Annotated in this window: 14 protein-coding genes and 1 pseudogene; 3 read left to right on the forward strand and 12 right to left on the reverse strand. The window is 52.1% G+C overall.

What is annotated here, in order from left to right; genetic code table 11:
* From RT613_RS06780 to RT613_RS06810, 7 genes and pseudogenes are all read right to left on the reverse strand, one after another.
* Nucleotides 1-207 (reverse strand): annotated as a pseudogene (locus RT613_RS06780) (flagellar protein FlaD); the annotation flags it as partial.
* Nucleotides 208-618: 411 nt separating this feature from the next.
* Nucleotides 619-1,542 (reverse strand): flagellin, encoded by a 924-nt coding sequence (locus RT613_RS06785; protein WP_313614005.1) that lies wholly within the window; start codon nt 1,540-1,542, stop codon nt 619-621.
* A 346-nt stretch (nt 1,543-1,888) separates the two neighbouring features.
* On the reverse strand, nt 1,889-2,806 hold the full coding sequence (locus tag RT613_RS06790; RefSeq protein ID WP_313614006.1) for a flagellin: 918 nt from the start codon (nt 2,804-2,806) through the stop codon (nt 1,889-1,891).
* Nucleotides 2,807-3,296: 490 nt separating this feature from the next.
* Nucleotides 3,297-3,917 carry a hypothetical protein gene (locus tag RT613_RS06795; RefSeq protein ID WP_313614007.1) on the reverse strand — a complete coding sequence of 207 codons (621 nt, stop codon included), beginning with the start codon at nt 3,915-3,917 and terminating at the stop codon, nt 3,297-3,299.
* Nucleotides 3,918-3,919: 2 nt separating this feature from the next.
* Nucleotides 3,920-6,208, reverse strand: coding sequence for a polysaccharide biosynthesis tyrosine autokinase (locus RT613_RS06800; RefSeq protein ID WP_409558777.1), 2,289 nt, complete (start codon nt 6,206-6,208; stop codon nt 3,920-3,922).
* Nucleotides 6,209-6,362: 154 nt separating this feature from the next.
* Nucleotides 6,363-7,091 carry a hypothetical protein gene (locus tag RT613_RS06805; protein WP_313614009.1) on the reverse strand — a complete coding sequence of 243 codons (729 nt, stop codon included), beginning with the start codon at nt 7,089-7,091 and terminating at the stop codon, nt 6,363-6,365.
* A gap of 110 nt (nt 7,092-7,201) precedes the next feature.
* A complete protein-coding gene (locus RT613_RS06810; protein ID WP_313614058.1) occupies nt 7,202-8,410 on the reverse strand; it encodes a polysaccharide biosynthesis/export family protein in 1,209 nt (402 codons plus the stop codon).
* Between the two features lie 319 nt (nt 8,411-8,729).
* On the opposite strand from RT613_RS06810, the gene RT613_RS06815 reads away from it, so the two are divergent.
* The 3 genes from RT613_RS06815 to dnaJ all read left to right on the forward strand — a co-directional run bounded on the left by RT613_RS06815 (nt 8,730) and on the right by dnaJ (nt 12,812).
* Nucleotides 8,730-9,326 carry a transglutaminase-like cysteine peptidase gene (locus RT613_RS06815; RefSeq protein ID WP_313614011.1) on the forward strand — a complete coding sequence of 199 codons (597 nt, stop codon included), beginning with the start codon at nt 8,730-8,732 and terminating at the stop codon, nt 9,324-9,326.
* A 367-nt stretch (nt 9,327-9,693) separates the two neighbouring features.
* Complete coding sequence (gene dnaK / locus RT613_RS06820; RefSeq protein ID WP_313614013.1) at nt 9,694-11,598, forward strand: molecular chaperone DnaK; 1,905 nt, start codon at nt 9,694-9,696, stop codon at nt 11,596-11,598.
* 86 nt (nt 11,599-11,684) lie between these two features.
* The gene (gene dnaJ, locus RT613_RS06825; RefSeq protein WP_192487835.1) at nt 11,685-12,812 is read left to right on the forward strand and encodes a molecular chaperone DnaJ; all 1,128 of its coding nucleotides are present in this window, start codon (nt 11,685-11,687) and stop codon (nt 12,810-12,812) included.
* A gap of 63 nt (nt 12,813-12,875) precedes the next feature.
* On the opposite strand, the gene RT613_RS06830 is transcribed toward dnaJ, so the two are convergent.
* The 5 genes from RT613_RS06830 to RT613_RS06850 form a co-directional block, all read right to left on the reverse strand.
* A complete protein-coding gene (locus RT613_RS06830) occupies nt 12,876-13,415 on the reverse strand; it encodes a DUF924 family protein (protein ID WP_313614015.1) in 540 nt (179 codons plus the stop codon).
* Nucleotides 13,416-13,441: 26 nt separating this feature from the next.
* Nucleotides 13,442-13,654, reverse strand: coding sequence for a SlyX family protein (locus RT613_RS06835; RefSeq protein WP_313614017.1), 213 nt, complete (start codon nt 13,652-13,654; stop codon nt 13,442-13,444).
* Nucleotides 13,655-13,729: 75 nt separating this feature from the next.
* Nucleotides 13,730-14,092: a hypothetical protein gene (locus RT613_RS06840; protein WP_313614019.1), complete on the reverse strand. Its 363-nt coding sequence runs from the start codon at nt 14,090-14,092 to the stop codon at nt 13,730-13,732.
* Nucleotides 14,093-14,197: 105 nt separating this feature from the next.
* Nucleotides 14,198-15,703 carry a tripartite tricarboxylate transporter permease gene (locus RT613_RS06845; RefSeq protein WP_313614020.1) on the reverse strand — a complete coding sequence of 502 codons (1,506 nt, stop codon included), beginning with the start codon at nt 15,701-15,703 and terminating at the stop codon, nt 14,198-14,200.
* Nucleotides 15,704-15,712: 9 nt separating this feature from the next.
* Nucleotides 15,713-16,174 carry a tripartite tricarboxylate transporter TctB family protein gene (locus RT613_RS06850; RefSeq protein ID WP_313614022.1) on the reverse strand — a complete coding sequence of 154 codons (462 nt, stop codon included), beginning with the start codon at nt 16,172-16,174 and terminating at the stop codon, nt 15,713-15,715.
* Nucleotides 16,175-16,203: the final 29 nt, after the last annotated feature.

Below are 16,203 nucleotides of genomic sequence, written 5' to 3' on the forward strand. Positions count from 1 at the left end.
GAGACCCAAAGCGTCTTGCACGGCGGACAAGGCGCTATTGTCCGAACGCATTGTTGTGGAGATAGACCAGTAGGCAGCATTATCGGCCGCCGTTTCAACGCGATAACCAGACGATACACGGCCCTGCGTTGTTTCCAGATTGCGGTCGATCATGCGCAGGGTTTGCAGTGCAGCCATAGCGGCGGCATTCGTCATAATACTGGTCATAAATATGGCCTCGGTCGATATGCTTGGGAAATCCGGGTACAAACCGGAAACGACCAGAAGGCATCATGCGCACCGCGGCGTAATAGTCGCCAAGCGGTCTGTCGTTCGTTAACAAATCATTAACGAACAGGTAACAAACATCAGTACAGTTAGGCAAGCACCTCACCGCTTCTAAATTGCACTTCCTGCGCGCATCGCAGGTTTCACGCAAGCTACAAAGCAGATCCGCTGGTTTTCAAAGTGGCGGCGGCCTGATTACTCGCGTCGCAGCAGCTGCGTTCTAACCCAACCCTCGCAAAGGGCGACCTTTCCCCCGGTAAATGCGAAAACCGCGCTTCCTTCGAAGCGCGGTTTCCGGTTGCTGAAACTGTTGCCAGGGCGGGACGAAATCGTCCCCAGCCGGGACGCCGCTTACTGACGGAACAGTTGCAGGATGTTTTCTGCAGTGGAGTTGGCGATGGACAGAGCCTGAATACCGAGCTGCTGCTGTGTCTGCAGTGCCTTGAGGCGGGTAGATTCTTCGTTCATGTCAGCATCAACCAGACGGCCGATACCGCTGTCGATCGACTCCTTGAGGCGATTTACGAATTCTTCCTGCAGGTCGATGCGCATGGAGATCGAACCGAGGTCAGCAGCAGCACTCGTCATCGACTTCAGAACGTTTTCAACGTGGGTCAAAGCGCCAGTCAGATAATCACCAGCGGTGCTTTCGACGTTCAACGTATCCAAGGAGTAACCGATGGTTCCGATGGTGGAAACCAGACCCACGAGGCCGGTTGTCGTAACAATGGCGCCAGCAGTGTCGGTGCCGAACAGAACGTTGCCCTGCGACGATGTCGGGTCGAGGTAATAGCTGGTTGTCTTGACCGAGACATTGCCAGAGGAATCACGGATAAATCCGGTTACCACAGACTGTGTTCCGGCATTGCCAGCAACCCAGTTTTCACCACTGAAGGATGCGCCTTCGGCGATCGAGCGCAACTGCTCCTGCAACTGGCGGATTTCTTCCTGGATCTTGGAACGGTCGACTGCGTTTTCAGTTGCAGCAACAACCTTCTTCTTGATTTCCTTGACAACGTCGATAGCGCTTTCCATCGCAGCGTAAGCGACGTCAACCTTGGCGGCGCCAAGACCGATAGCGTCGGAAACGGCATCAAGCGCCATATTGTCGGAACGCATGGTCGTCGCGATTGACCAATAGGCAGCGTTATCGGCGGCCTCGCCTACACGCAAGCCGGACGCAACGCGTTCCTGCGCACCTTCCAGGTTCGAGTTGAGGGTGCGAAGGGTCTGGAGTGCGGCCATAGCTGCGGTGTTTGTCAGAATGCTTGTCATTTTCGTTGCCCCTAAATTGGCTGATAAACAGGGACATTCCGGATTTCACCGGGAACAACGGAGCGGCTTGATGCCTGTTAACCTCTTTTTCGTCTTGGTTAACCCATCGTTTCGATGAGGTCATTTAAGGAAGAAATGGTTAATAAAGGTTAAACAGGCGTTTACGAAAGTTAATAAAATCGTAAAAAAACACCAAATCATTTTTCGCGGCTTCGCGCTGTTTTCCAATACCCATCTATCTGTTTTTATTTGCGTAATTCTATTCGACCACTAGTTCGCATTGAGAACCCATAAAAAAAACCGCGCTTTTGGCGCGGCTTTCTTTTTGTAAGCTTTAGTCCGTCTATTAACGGAAAAGCTGAAGAATGTTTTCCGAGTTGCTGTTTGCAATCGACAGCGACTGGATGCCGAGCTGCTGCTGTGTCTGCAGAGCCTTGAGGCGGGTGGATTCTTCGTTCATGTCAGCGTCAACCAGACGGCCGATACCGCTTTCGATGGATTCGTTGAGCTTGGAAACGAACTCTTCCTGCAGGTCGATACGCATGGAGATCGAACCGAGGTCAGCAGCAGCGCTTGTCATCTGCTTCAGAGCGGTTTCAACCATCGTCAAAGCATCTGACAGGTAGTTTGCCGAAGTGTTTGTAACGTCGAGTGTAATAACAGATGCTGTGCCAGTGCCAACAGTACTGCTGTTGCCGAGAATACCAGCAGTGGTAACCAGGCTACCAGTGGTGTCGACGCCAAACAGAACGTTCGCCTCGGTACCAGCGTTGTTGAGGACGTATTCAGTATGCTTGACGGTGACATTGTTGTTGTTGTCACGGACGAAGCCGGAAACAACAGACTGTGTACCGGAGCCGATAACCCAGTTTTCGCCCGAGAAGGATGCGGCTTCAGAAATGGACTTGAGCTGGTCCTGCAGCTGTTCGATCTCTTCCTGCACCTTCTTGGTGTCGACAGAGTTTTCCTGCGCAGTAACGAGCTTCTTCTTGATTTCCTTGACGACGTCGATGGCGGATTCCATCGCGGTGTAAGCGGTATCAACCTTGGCGGCGCCCAGACCGAGAGCGTCGGAAACGGCGTCCAGAGCCATGTTGTCAGAACGCATGGTGGTCGCGATCGACCAGTAAGCAGCGTTGTCGGATGCTTCACCAACACGCAGGCCGGAAGATACGCGGCCCTGAGTGGTTTCCATGTCGGAGTTGATGTTGCGGAGAGTCTGCAGCGCAGACATCGCTGCCATGTTTGTCAAAATGCTAGTCATTGGAAGTTGCCCCTTGAATTGGCTGATTTTAGGGAGGGGACATTCCGGGCACACACCGGTGAACAGCCGTCAGCATCATGCTTACTAACCTATTAATAAATATAGTTAACTGGCCGTTTCGTTGGGCTCAGAAAACACCAATATGGTTAAAGAAAACCTAAGCGGATTAAAAAGAATTGCGCGCAGCCGATGGCGCTCATTTTGTTTTTGCCGATAACGATCCGGCAAACATTGCGTGCACTGGCAAAAAGCCTTGCAACTCAGGCTTATCCAACAAGAACCTGTAAATTGGAAATGCTATTTTCAGACGCAAACCGGCGTGCAATTTTTTTATGAAATTATTTCCGCATGACTTTTGTCGCGAAAGGCGCGAGATTGCTGGCTATGAAATATTAACAGACACAATCGTTAATCACAGAGTTGCCCGCCCCGACAAAAATTTCTGAAAATCCAAAAACATGCGTTTTAAATACGCGGCGGTGGCTCCACATCAGGAAGTTTTGGGACATAGGTCGGGAATTTTTTTTCTAACCAAATTCCATTTTCTGCTACAAACCGCATCTTTATCCGCGGTATAAGCGGTAGCGGCGTCTTGTTGTAACTGAGCAGGCGCCGAATTCCACAGCGTAAACCGGCCGAAAATGACATTCTCGTCCGACGGAGCCAATTGTTGGGACATCGATATCAGTTGGGCAAGTTCATCGACATTTGATGTTCGTGCGTACCGCACCATAGCAAAACGCAGCCATACATTTCCATCGACGGGTAAACATTTCAAGGCGTGACGGAGATATCGTTCGGCAAAAATCAACCCATTTGATCGACTTGTAACATCCTCGGACTGATAGCGATAATCAAGATCCTTCAACACAAGCGACATGCCGGCCCTGACAATATCAGACCGGCAGACATTTTCATCCGCTATAGCTGAAAGGGTGTCCATGGAGGCAAGCAGTGTCTCATTCGGCACGCTGCCATAGGTGTCAATATCATTGGCAATCGACACGACATTTGTGAACCTGGAACTCGTCCAGATTTCTTTAAGGGCATAATTCAACACCAACAAAGATGCCGCCATAACAATGGCGGCAGCAAAGAGCGATAATCGCATGATCAGGTCTTTTCCTGATAATATTCGGAGTATCGCGAGTAATAATATTCCGTCGAGCCGTAAGAGCGGTAAAGGTTCATCTTTTCCTGATCAACCTTGTTCAACACAACGCCCAAACATTTTTGACGGATCATCGGCTCGGTATCAAGCGTCTGACGTACAACCCGGCGTGCAGTCTTGCCCCACTCTGCAACGTAAACGAAGCCATCGATGCGGCTTGCCATGGCACGCGCATCAACAACCGGGCCCAACGGCGGCAAATCGATGATAATGTAGTCAGCGCTGGCAGAAAGAGTGCTAAGCAACTTCCGCATGGCAACTGACGAGAGCAACTCCGACGAATGTGGCACGCGGTGTTTAACGACAGCTGGCAGGAACGCCATGCCTGTGCGGGCATTGTAGAGGAAACAATCTTTCGGGCTCTTGCCATCCAATAGCGTTTCCAGCAGGCCTTCTTGCGCATGACGACCAATCGCACGGGTTGCACCGGGATTGCGCAAATCTGCGTCAATCAAGATGACACGCGAGCCCTGGCTTGCAAGCAGCTCGGCGAAATTGATTGAGACCGTTGACTTACCTTCACCCGGCAACGTCGAGACGACACCGATAACCTTACATTCCTTTTCCGAAATTCCGAGGTCAGCTGCGATCTTCGCACTGCGCAACGTCTCTGCAAACGCAGAAAGCGGATGATCAATGACGTAATTAGTGACTTCAGTCGCTTTGCGAATGCTGCGTGGATTGCTCTCCGCAGCATTGTCACTCATCCTCAGACCATCATTCATCAAAGGCGCGATGCCAAGGAACTCCAAGCCGAGTATATCGCGAACCTGTTCACCAGTACGGAAGAAGCGGTCGCGGAATTCTCGGAAAGCCCCAATGCCGGTTCCTATACCTGCACCAACTACGCAAAATGCAGCGAGCAAAAGCATCTTTCTTGGATGGCTCGGAGACGAAGGTGGGCTGGCATTGGATATGATACGTGCATCCGTTACAGGGAACGACTGTTGCTGAACAGCTTCCTGATAACGCTGCAGGAATGTCTGATAGAGATTCTTATAAGTCTCCGCTTCGCGCTCCAATTCACGCAACTGAACCTGCGTTTCGTTGGCGACCGCGCTCACACCCGTTGCCTGAGCAACGCTGTCCTGCAGAGATGTCTCTCTCGCTTTTGCGATCGCAAGATCACTCTTGTAGCTTTCAGCAATACGACCGAGTTCCTCGAACATCAGGCGCCTATATTCCTCCATCTCTTTTCTGAGACGAATGGCTTGAATATGTTGCGCGCCGAGGCGGGTCGAAATTTCAGATTCTAATTTTGACGCGGCAAGATACTTCTTGCGCATTTCATTCACGATGGAACTGTCGAGTGCATCGGTCACAATTGCATCTGATTGGCCTGCACTGATGACTTTTTGAATGCCATCGAGCTTTGCGGCAGCTTTCGCCGAATCTGACTGTGCAACAATCAGGGCACTATTCAATTCTGACAGTTGCTGGTCGGATACCAGTGCGTTTCCTGCTGTTACAAGGCCATTGGCCGACCTGAATTTTTGAACTGCAAGGTCTGTCTCCATTGCCTTTTGACGCAGTTCATCAATTCGATCCTGCAACCAAACACTAGCCCGACGCGTAGCGTCAAATTTAGAGTTCAATTTATCGACCAGATATTCAGATGCAATACCATTCGCTATGCGAGCTGCCAGCTCAGGAGATGGCGAAGTGTAATTGATCTCAAGAACATAGGTACGCCCAACACGTGTAACCCGCACATTTTTTAACACACGCCACAGCGCAGAACGCCTTTTGGCCTCGATAGCCGCACTAGATTCTTCTTGAGTGGAGAACCATTGGGAGACGTTGACGACAGACCGAACAAAGCCCACAACACTGCCCAAAAGTGACGACTGATCCGCCATAAACTGCGCATCGTTCGATAGATTCAGTTTGTCGACAACAGCCAGCCCAATAGTTTCTGACTGCAACAATTCTACCTGACTTAAGACGCTAGATTCGTCGTCAAGTACGCTCCCAATGGCGGATAGCTGTTGGACAACCTGATTGGTGTTCCGGTCCATCAAAACTTTAGAGGTTGCAGTATATAAAGGAACTGATGTGGTCGCGACCGCGACACCCACAAGAACTGCGCAAGCTATACAAATCGCGACAACAATCCATTGGCGGCGCGCAGCACCGAGCAAGGCATCAATTTGGATGACATCGACGCGACCGCTGTCATCAACGTTCTCATGAGAAATATTTTCTGAAATTTGTCTATTATGAAGCTGCAAACTTTCACCTCTGAAATACTATACTTCAGGATAATACAGGTGATGAAAATACCATCCCCGTCGCCTTAAAGCAGATGCCGAAAGTTCAAGGCCTAATTATGCCCCACCTCATTATTCGGCCTTTACGGCCAGAAAATGAGACATAAATATTAAATTAACCCGGACTTACATCAACAGCGGCCGTGGTATTGCCATCGGCAAAACCAGTTACGCTGCTACCACCAGTTGGAGCAGTTGTCGTATTTGTTTGGGCGACTGGAGATGACCCTTCTCCCAGACCACCAGTGCCTCCACCAACGGCTCCTGCAGTACCGCCAATTGCTCCGCCGCCACCTGCTCCTGCGCCAGCACCACCTGCAGCGCCACCTCCGGCGGCAGTCGCTGTGAAGTTATCTGCGAAAGCCTGAGCAAGCAGCCCGGCCCCACCTTCAACACGCACTCGGATCATTCGGGCAAGGGCAGCATTATTGGCATTGCTAGCAGCATTGGCTGCCAAAGCCAAACCGTCACCCGCAGCTTCTGCAGATGTTGGATTCGCTTGAGCAAAGGCCAAAACACCGTCTACGACAGAGCGAGCAGCATCATTAACCGTGGTTTCGGGTGGCAACAACAGAGCGACCTGCTCAGCCATTGCTTCTTCTTCGATAGTACCGCCGGTGATGCCAGCCTGAATGCGCGACAGAAAATCGCCTATCGCTTCACCTTCGGTTCTTACGACAGTTACCGGCGCGGCGTAATTGACGGGCGATGGCTCAGCCTGCCCTACTGCAGGTGTCTCAACCTGTGGAGCAGGCGTCTGCGCAAAAACTGCTGCTGGCGACATCGCCCCAGCCACGATAGCTGCCGCAGAGAGCAACCCAAGCACATGCTTGACAATAACCATACGAGTATCCCCGGAAGAAATAGCTATAAGTATTATCTTAAATCCATCACACAGAAGGACGATTAACGCAATGTTAATAAAGGAAGCCGAAGTGACTTCCTTTATTATGTTTAATTTTTAAGCGACCGAACAGAGTTGCGAGTGGCGAGAACGTCACTCGAAACATCAGCCGCAGTTGCCGGTACAGAACCAACCAGATCAAGAACCTTGTAAAGCTCGATTGCATCCGAGTTGGTAACGTAGACGATATCCTTGTCCTGCATCGAGAACTTTTGAACAGCAAAGAACGTGGCCGGATCTCTCAGGTTGGCTCTGAAGATAACTGGAACCTCGTCCTTAACGAACTTCGAAGTATCGAGCCCAAGCTTTACCAACAGATCGCGATTGACAATACGATACAGGAAGACCTGCGCAGGATCCGCTCTCGAATCCAGCAAACCACCAGCCTTGCCGAGTGCGTCAGACAACTTTAGTTCAGACTCTTCGAAGTCGAAGCGACCATTTAGCCCAGAAGCGCCAAACGCCATAAATGTACGACGTTCGCGGTCAACCATCACCACATCACCAGGCATCACATAGATATTTTCCTGCGGATGGCTGGTGAGATAGTCGTAATGAACCTTAGCAGAGCGGCCATTACGAATGAGGGTGACATAAGATTCGATACCAGGCGAACTCAAACCTCCCGCCTCGGAGATGACGTCGAGAATACGCTCGCCAGCATCAGTTAAGTCAATTTTTGCTGCGGATTTGACATCACCCAAAACAGAAACCTGCGCTGACCGGCTGCTGATCTTATTGATCATCACCTGTGGCTCGATCGCGCGATTGGCCAAACGTTCCTCAAGGTCAGCCTGCACATCTTCCACCGAACGACCTGCCGCACGTACGCGACCTGCATATGGGACACTCACAGTTCCATCACGGGCAATCGTCTGGTTTGGAAGAGAAACATAGTTACCCGGACGACTGCCAGCATCCTGTGGAATAAACAAGCCACCAGCCTGCGATTCAAAAACGGAAACCTGGACAACATCACCGACGCCGAGCGGCAGAGATGGGGGACCGCCGCGGCCACCGCCAAAACCGGTGGCCATGCTACCAGCCGTTGTGCCACCAAGATAGCCAAGAACCCGGCTATTGATTTCAATCAGCGCGTAGTCGATGCCTGCAACACCCTTGTTACCAGCCTTCTTGTCGGCAACCATCTTGACCGATGCTTGAGATTCAATCGACCGAAAATCAGGCCCGGATGAAGAGGTGACAGTGCAGCCAGAAAGAACAGCGGTGCTTAAAAGCAATACACTCGAAAAACGCATAATATAATCAAGTCCCTTTAAATCACAATCTCCATAAGCCACTCGGCATTATGGCGCAATACAGTAGGCTTAAATCAACAAAAGCTGGCCTCTCCAACCGCTGGAAACCGTGTCATTTATGTCACTCAACTTACCTGCAGCGCAGGAAATTCTGCAATAAGCATACGGTCAAGAATCCTTATGGCACTTATATGACCAGATTGAGCAATTAAATTACAACCATTAAAATTTTAAATACACACTTAACTGCCTCGCAAAAAACACCTGCTATCTAACACCCAAACAAAAATAATTCAGGTTGCAATAAAACGGGGCTATTATGCTTATCAACAAAACAGCAACTGCAACATTTCTGTCTTTTGCCCTATCACTGGCAGGCGCGGGCAATATTTCCGCTGCACCTTTAAGTGGACTGGCACGAAGCGCTCCACCCAAGCCGGACCAGCATATCTCCACGCGCCGCACAACCATTGCACCATTTTCTTTTGCAAGCTTCTGCACGAACAATGCTGCCGATTGCGATGTACAGGGCAGCGGCAAAAAAGTGACCATGTCACCCGATAGGATGAGCCAGCTCAAAGGCATCAATAGCGGTGTCAATCGAGCCATAAAATATACATCTGATCAAGACGATAACGATGCCTGGGAAATCAATGTCACACAAGGTGATTGCGAAGATTACGCCTTGACGAAGCGCCACAAATTGTTGGCCGCGGGATGGCCGTCAGGCGCACTGCGCATCGCCGTCGCCCGCCTGCCAAATGGCATCGGCCACGCTGTTCTGGTTGTAACGACAGACCAGGGTGACTTCGTGCTCGATAACCGCACTAATGAGGTAAAGCCATGGCACCGCGTCAACCTCAAGTGGTTGAAGATCCAGTCGCCGGATTCGCCTCGCAAATGGCTGGCCATTTGAGGTCGAAGTCGCCAAGAATTCCTACGGCCCCGTCAGGGGCTTTTTTTATGGTTATCGGCGACCTCAAAACGTCAAATGCTTCATTCCACGTCGCAGTGATCTGATTTTGATGCGAGGTCCACCGATATTGTGGCGGCCAGGTGGCGGCGACACTCGCCGTTCGCGTAATAAATTGTGGTGCACCATTCCATTTCTTTTGTTTTGCCGCATTCCACACTGCTTACCGCCTTGCAGCCTGAAAAATCGCTCCTTATATACGCCCCAGAACGGCAGAAATGCTGAACAGATATTGAGACAATCCAAGTCAAGGAGTTGTCAATGGAATGCCTAACGGGGTTCCGACAACTCGCTTCAAGGAGAGAGTAGAATGGCAAAAGTAATCGGTATCGATCTTGGCACGACCAATTCCTGCGTCGCAGTGATGGACGGCAAGGACACCAAGGTCATTGAAAATGCAGAGGGTGCACGGACCACCCCTTCCATGGTTGCGTTCAGCGATGATGGTGAGCGTCTGGTTGGTCAGCCTGCCAAGCGTCAGGCTGTAACGAACCCAACAAACACACTTTTCGCAGTAAAGCGTCTGATTGGCCGTCGTTATGACGATCCAACCGTTGCCAAGGACAAGGGCCTTGTTCCTTTCGAAATTGTCAAGGGCGACAACGGCGACGCATGGGTAGAAGCCCAGGGCAAGGGTTATTCCCCTTCACAGATTTCCGCGATGATCCTCCAGAAGATGAAGGAAACAGCCGAGGCTTATCTCGGTGAGAAGGTCGAAAAGGCTGTTATCACGGTTCCTGCCTACTTTAACGATGCACAGCGTCAGGCAACCAAGGACGCTGGCCGTATTGCTGGTCTTGAAGTTCTGCGCATCATCAACGAGCCGACTGCAGCTGCACTCGCTTACGGCCTCGACAAGAAGGACGGCAAGACGATTGCTGTTTACGACCTTGGCGGCGGTACCTTCGATATTTCCGTTCTGGAAATCGGCGATGGCGTTTTCGAAGTAAAGTCCACCAACGGCGACACCTTCCTCGGCGGTGAAGACTTCGACATGCGTCTGGTCGAATATCTGGCCGGTGAATTCAAGAAGGATCAGGGCATCGACCTGAAGGGCGACAAGCTGGCACTGCAGCGTCTCAAGGAAGCTGCTGAAAAGGCAAAGATCGAACTTTCGTCCTCGCAGCAGACCGAAATCAACCTGCCATTCATCACGGCAGATGCCACCGGTCCTAAGCACCTGACCTTGAAGCTGACCCGCGCCAAGTTCGAAAGCCTGGTTGATGATCTCGTGCAGCGCACTGTTGCGCCGTGCAAGGCAGCTCTCAAGGACGCTGGCGTTTCTGCTTCCGAGATCGACGAAGTCGTTCTGGTTGGTGGCATGAGCCGTATGCCCAAGGTGCAGGAAATCGTAAAGCAGCTGTTCGGCAAAGAGCCGCACAAGGGCGTAAACCCTGACGAAGTTGTTGCGATGGGCGCAGCCATTCAGGCTGGTGTTCTGCAGGGCGACGTCAAGGACGTTCTGCTTCTCGACGTCACTCCACTGTCGCTGGGCATCGAAACACTGGGCGGTGTCTTTACACGTCTGATCGACCGTAACACGACGATCCCGACCAAGAAGAGCCAGACCTTCTCGACCGCTGAAGACAGCCAGTCTGCCGTGACCATCCGCGTCAGCCAGGGCGAACGCGAAATGGCACAGGACAACAAGCTTCTCGGCCAGTTCGACCTGGTTGGCCTGCCACCGGCACCACGCGGCGTTCCTCAGATCGAAGTGACCTTCGACATTGACGCCAACGGTATCGTGCAGGTATCCGCTAAAGACAAAGGCACCGGCAAGGAACAGCAGATCCGCATCCAGGCATCTGGTGGTCTTTCCGACGCTGACATCGAGAAGATGGTCAAGGACGCGGAAGCCAATGCTGAAGCCGACAAGAAGCGTCGTGCAGGTGTTGAAGCCAAGAACCAGGCTGAAAGCCTCATCCACTCGACTGAAAAGTCGGTGACGGAATACGGCGACAAGGTTTCGGAAGCTGACCGCAAGGCTATTGAAGATGCAATTGCATCGCTCAAGACGTCCATTGAAGCCTCCGAGCCGGATGCAGACGATATTCAGGCCAAGACCCAAACCCTCATGGAAGTTTCCATGAAGCTTGGTCAGGCGATCTACGAAGCGCAACAGGCAGAAGCCGGTGAAGGCAATGCTGATGGCGCCAAGGACGATGTCGTTGATGCCGACTACGAGGAAATCAAGGACGACAAGAAGTCTGCTTAATGCAGGCCTCAGTCACCACTTGATTGAATGAGTAAAGTCCGGCTGCCTCGTGCAGCCGGAAATCCATTTCGGGGCGTGTTATCTTCATGGCGAAAGCAGACTTTTACGAAACCCTCGGTGTGAGCAAGTCCGCCGACGAAAAGGAGCTGAAAAGCGCCTTCCGCAAACTTGCAATGAAGTATCATCCGGACAAAAATCCCGATGACGCCGAATCTGAAAAAAAATTCAAAGAAATCAACGAAGCCTATGAAACGCTGAAAGATCCGCAGAAGCGCGCGGCCTATGATCGTTTCGGCCACGCTGCCTTTGAACAAGGCGGCATGGGTGGCGGTGGCGGCGGTGGTTTCGCCAATGGCGGCTTCTCCGACATTTTCGAAGACATCTTCGGTGAGATGATGGGTGGCGGTCGTGCACGCCGTTCATCCGGTGGCCGCGAACGTGGCGCTGATCTGCGCTACAATATGGAAATTTCGCTTGAAGAAGCCTTTACCGGCAAAACGGCGCAGATCCGGGTTCCAACCTCGATCACTTGCGACGTATGCACAGGTTCTGGCGCCAAGCCCGGCACGCAACCCAAGACCTGCGGCACCTGCCAGGGTTCTGGTCGTGTGCGCGCCGCGCAGGGCTTCTTCTCCGTGGAGCGCACATGCCCGACCTGTCATGGTCGTGGTCAGACAATCACGGATCCATGCGGTAAGTGCCATGGCCAGGGTCGTGTTACAGAAGAGCGTTCTCTGTCCGTCAACATTCCATCGGGCATCGAAGACGGAACACGTATCCGCCTGCAGGGCGAAGGCGAAGCTGGCATGCGTGGTGGCCCAACGGGCGACCTCTATATCTTCCTGTCTGTGAAGCCACATGAGTTCTTCCAAAGGGACGGCGCTGATCTATACTGCGCAGTGCCAATTTCGATGACAACGGCGGCGCTGGGCGGCACGTTTGATGTGACGACACTGGACGGTACAAAGTCTCGCGTTTCCGTGCCTGAGGGCACGCAGGCGGGCAAGCAGTTCCGTTTGAAAGGTAAGGGCATGCCAGTGCTGCGTTCGGCGCAGACGGGTGATCTTTATATCCAGATCCAGATCGAAACGCCGCAGAAACTCAGCAAACGCCAAAGAGAACTGTTGCAAGAGTTTGAACAGCTTTCGTCGAAGGAAAACAATCCGGAATCGTCGGGTTTCTTTGCCCGCATGAAGGAATTCTTTGACGGCTAGGGCGGTTCGCGTCACAGCGTAAAAATGAAAGGCTGGAGATTGTGACAATCTCCAGCCTTTTTCTTATCCGGCAAAACCACCATCATCCAGAAACACCTGCTCCTCAGGCGTGGTGTCGCGGCCGAGAATTCTGTTGCGATGAGGAAAGCGGCCAAAGCGCTTGATGATGTCACGGTGCTCGATGGCGTGGTGCAAAGACGGGCCACCAATAATCTCGATCAGACGGCAGCAGAATTCCTGATCATCTAGATCTTCCGAGTGCATGAATGGCATATAGAAAAAGACGCACAGCGCTTCGTCAACCGCCGTATCAAGGCCCTGCGCAATCGATCGGTGGGCGAAGTGGCGCGCCAATGAATCTGTCGCATACATGTGGCCCGTGCCACGAAAACAGTTGCGCGGAAACTGATCGAGCAACAGCATGAGGGCAAGCGCGCTCTCGGCATTGTTCAGCCAGTCGTCCAGCTCGCGGGCGGCAGCCGCGAAATGCGCAGCTCTGAAACGATCGTGAAACTCCTCATCGAAAGCCTCATCCTTGGCAAACCACTTTTCAGGACCTGCATTTTTCCAGAATGTGACGATTTCGGCTGCTGTAGCGATCAATGCTGTTTCCTCGATATGCTGGGGTGTCAGTAATGGGGCGGTTTGGTAATGGCTGGCGCATCCAGAGATTGCTCTTCAAGGCTTAAAAACCTCTCCGTCAAACGATCCAGCTTGGCGCGCGTTTGTTCCACCACTCGCCATTGCTCGGCAAGTTGATCGGACAACTCATCAATGACACGGGTCTGATGGGCCAGTGTTTCTTCCAGAGATACAATCCGCGTTTCCATATCACTTGGCATGGATATCCTCATTTATTGAACAACCCTGCATTCAACAGGCACATCGACAATGTCAACCAGCTCTGTTGTCCAGGCTCATCTTTCCTTACGCCGTTTATAGGGCATGAGCATGATGGCGGATGCCGTGACGGCACCGGCAAAGGTCGTTACCAGAGGAAGTGAAATCAAGATCATCGGCAAAACTGGATTTTGAGAACGTTCAATGCGTGTCCCCAAACCGCCGATGTCGAAGAACATCAAACCGGCGGCAATAAAAAGGCCAAGCGTGGCGCCAAACAAGGCGTTGCGCGCCAAAAACCATAACATATCCCAATGATCCTGCCGGGCTTCTTCCGGTGTCATCTCAAGGTCGTCATCGTTTCGCATGGTCTGTCCCTTCTGCAGGGTATTTCCGATGATACTACAACATGACAGGTAAAAACCGGAATCGATTTTCATCGGAACCTGCAACGATACTCTCGCACACCCTTGCACTGACGATCAGGGCACACAAAAACCTGGCCTTTCAAAGCCAGGTTATCAACTTTTAGCTGTAAGAATGGATCAATCCTCTTCCTGGAAAACCTCCTCGCGTTTTGCCTTGACGCTTGGCAGGAAAACAACGATCAGAACTAGTGCCGCAATCGCCAGCAGTGTTGCACTGATCGGCCGTGTCATAAAGGTTGTCGGGTCGCCACGTGAAAGAATCATCGCCCGGCGCAGGTTTTCTTCCAGCAAAGGACCGAGCACAAACCCGAGCAACAAGGGGGCCGGTTCACAGCGCAGTTTCACAAGCACGTAACCAATGAAACCAAAAAATGCCACCGCGTAGAGATCGAAGACATTCGAATTGACGCTGTAAACACCGATGGCGCAAAACGCCATGATGATCGGGAACAACACGTAGTATGGAATGGTCAGAAGTTTTACCCAAAGCCCAATCAGCGGCAGGTTCAACACGACCAGCATCAGGTTGCCAATCCACATCGAGGCAATGATGCCCCAGAACAAGGCTGGCTGTTCGCTGACAACGTTTGGTCCCGGCACGATGCCTTGAATGATCATCGCACCAATCATCAACGCCATAACGGGGTTTGCGGGAATGCCAAGCGTCAATAGCGGTATGAAGGATGTCTGTGCACCGGCATTATTGGCGGATTCCGGTCCAGCCACTCCAGCAATCGCCCCGTGTCCGAACTCTTCCGGATTTTTCGCGACACGTTTCTCGACGGTGTAGGATGCGAATGAGGCAAGGATCGCACCGCCGCCGGGCAAAATACCCAAGGCAGAGCCGATGACCGTGCCGCGCAAAACCGGCGCGACCATACGCTTGAAATCATCCTTGCTTGGCAACAGACCGCTGACCTTGGACATCAGTACCGAGCGGGAATGTTCATCTTCAAGATTACGCAGAATTTCCGCGATCCCGAAAACACCAACCGCGAGTGCCACAAAATTCAAGCCATCGGCATATTCCCTGATGCCAAGCGTAAAGCGGGGTGTACCACTATAGATGTCGGTGCCAACTAGCCCCAGAAGCAGACCAAGCACCACCATGGCCAGTGCCTTGACGATGGAACCATGTGCAAGGGCAATCGATGATACGAGACCGACAACCATCAGTGAGAAATATTCGGCAGCCCCGAATTTCAGTGCAATCACCGTCAGCGGCGGTGCAAAGATTGCCACCAGGAATGTCGATACAGATCCTGCAAAAAACGAACCGATCGCCGCGGTGGCAAGTGCTACACCCGCCTTGCCTTTGCGAGCCATCTGATAGCCATCAATCGCTGTGACAGCAGATGAGGATTCGCCAGGCATGTTGATCAAAATGGCAGTCGTCGAGCCGCCATACTGCGCCCCGTAATAAATGCCCGCCAGCATGATGAGTGACGAAACCGGCTCAAGCTGGAAAGTAATCGGCAGCAACATGGCAATTGTTGCCGTTGCGCCAATGCCCGGCAACACGCCGATCAAGGTTCCCAGCAGCACGCCAATAAGGCAGAAGAACAGATTTCCAAGCGACGACGCCGTGCTGAAACCAAGCGCGAGATTATCGAAAAACTCCATCGAAACCCCTTAGAATTTGAGCCATGGACCAAACCGCTGGAACGGCAGGCCAAGACCATAATTGAACACGACGACCGAAAAGACTGTTAGCCCCGCCGCCAGAATAACCGCAGTATGGGCTTTCATTTTACGGGAGGCGAAGGAGGCAATCAGTGCGGTGAAAAATATTGCGGGAACAAACCCGAGCCCGCGCACGGTCAAACCGAAGAAAACTGGTGCGGGCAGGATCAGCAACATGCCGCGCCAGGCAATGGCGCCCAAGGGTTCATGTGCCACCTTTCCAGACTGCAGAAAGATAACCGCGCCTAACAGCACGAGAACCAGAGACAGCACGAAGGGAAAATAGCCTGGGCCCATACGAAAGGTTGTGCCAAGATCCAGCTCAAAAGCCTGCCACCCGAATGCCACACCAAGACCGATGAAGATCAAACCGCACATGGCTTCGGACATATTGAAGGAAAGTGATTTCATAGAAGCTCCGCTTCCGCGAATGCATTGTA

Origin of the sequence: Agrobacterium sp., assembly GCF_032092815.1 — a bacterium.
In the GTDB taxonomy this organism is placed as follows: Bacteria; Pseudomonadota; Alphaproteobacteria; order Rhizobiales; family Rhizobiaceae; genus Agrobacterium.

Coding starts and splice junctions, on each gene's coding strand:
- RT613_RS06785 (WP_313614005.1), bottom strand. CDS start 1,542: ATGACAAGCATTCTGACAAACACCGCAGCTATGGCCGCACTCCAGACC.
- RT613_RS06790 (WP_313614006.1), bottom strand. CDS start 2,806: ATGACTAGCATTTTGACAAACATGGCAGCGATGTCTGCGCTGCAGACT.
- RT613_RS06795 (WP_313614007.1), bottom strand. CDS start 3,917: ATGCGATTATCGCTCTTTGCTGCCGCCATTGTTATGGCGGCATCTTTG.
- RT613_RS06805 (WP_313614009.1), bottom strand. CDS start 7,091: ATGGTTATTGTCAAGCATGTGCTTGGGTTGCTCTCTGCGGCAGCTATC.
- RT613_RS06810 (WP_313614058.1), bottom strand. CDS start 8,410: ATGCGTTTTTCGAGTGTATTGCTTTTAAGCACCGCTGTTCTTTCTGGC.
- RT613_RS06815 (WP_313614011.1), top strand. CDS start 8,730: ATGCTTATCAACAAAACAGCAACTGCAACATTTCTGTCTTTTGCCCTA.
- dnaK (WP_313614013.1), top strand. CDS start 9,694: ATGGCAAAAGTAATCGGTATCGATCTTGGCACGACCAATTCCTGCGTC.
- dnaJ (WP_192487835.1), top strand. CDS start 11,685: ATGGCGAAAGCAGACTTTTACGAAACCCTCGGTGTGAGCAAGTCCGCC.
- RT613_RS06835 (WP_313614017.1), bottom strand. CDS start 13,654: ATGCCAAGTGATATGGAAACGCGGATTGTATCTCTGGAAGAAACACTG.
- RT613_RS06840 (WP_313614019.1), bottom strand. CDS start 14,092: ATGAAAATCGATTCCGGTTTTTACCTGTCATGTTGTAGTATCATCGGA.
- RT613_RS06845 (WP_313614020.1), bottom strand. CDS start 15,703: ATGGAGTTTTTCGATAATCTCGCGCTTGGTTTCAGCACGGCGTCGTCG.
- RT613_RS06850 (WP_313614022.1), bottom strand. CDS start 16,174: ATGAAATCACTTTCCTTCAATATGTCCGAAGCCATGTGCGGTTTGATC.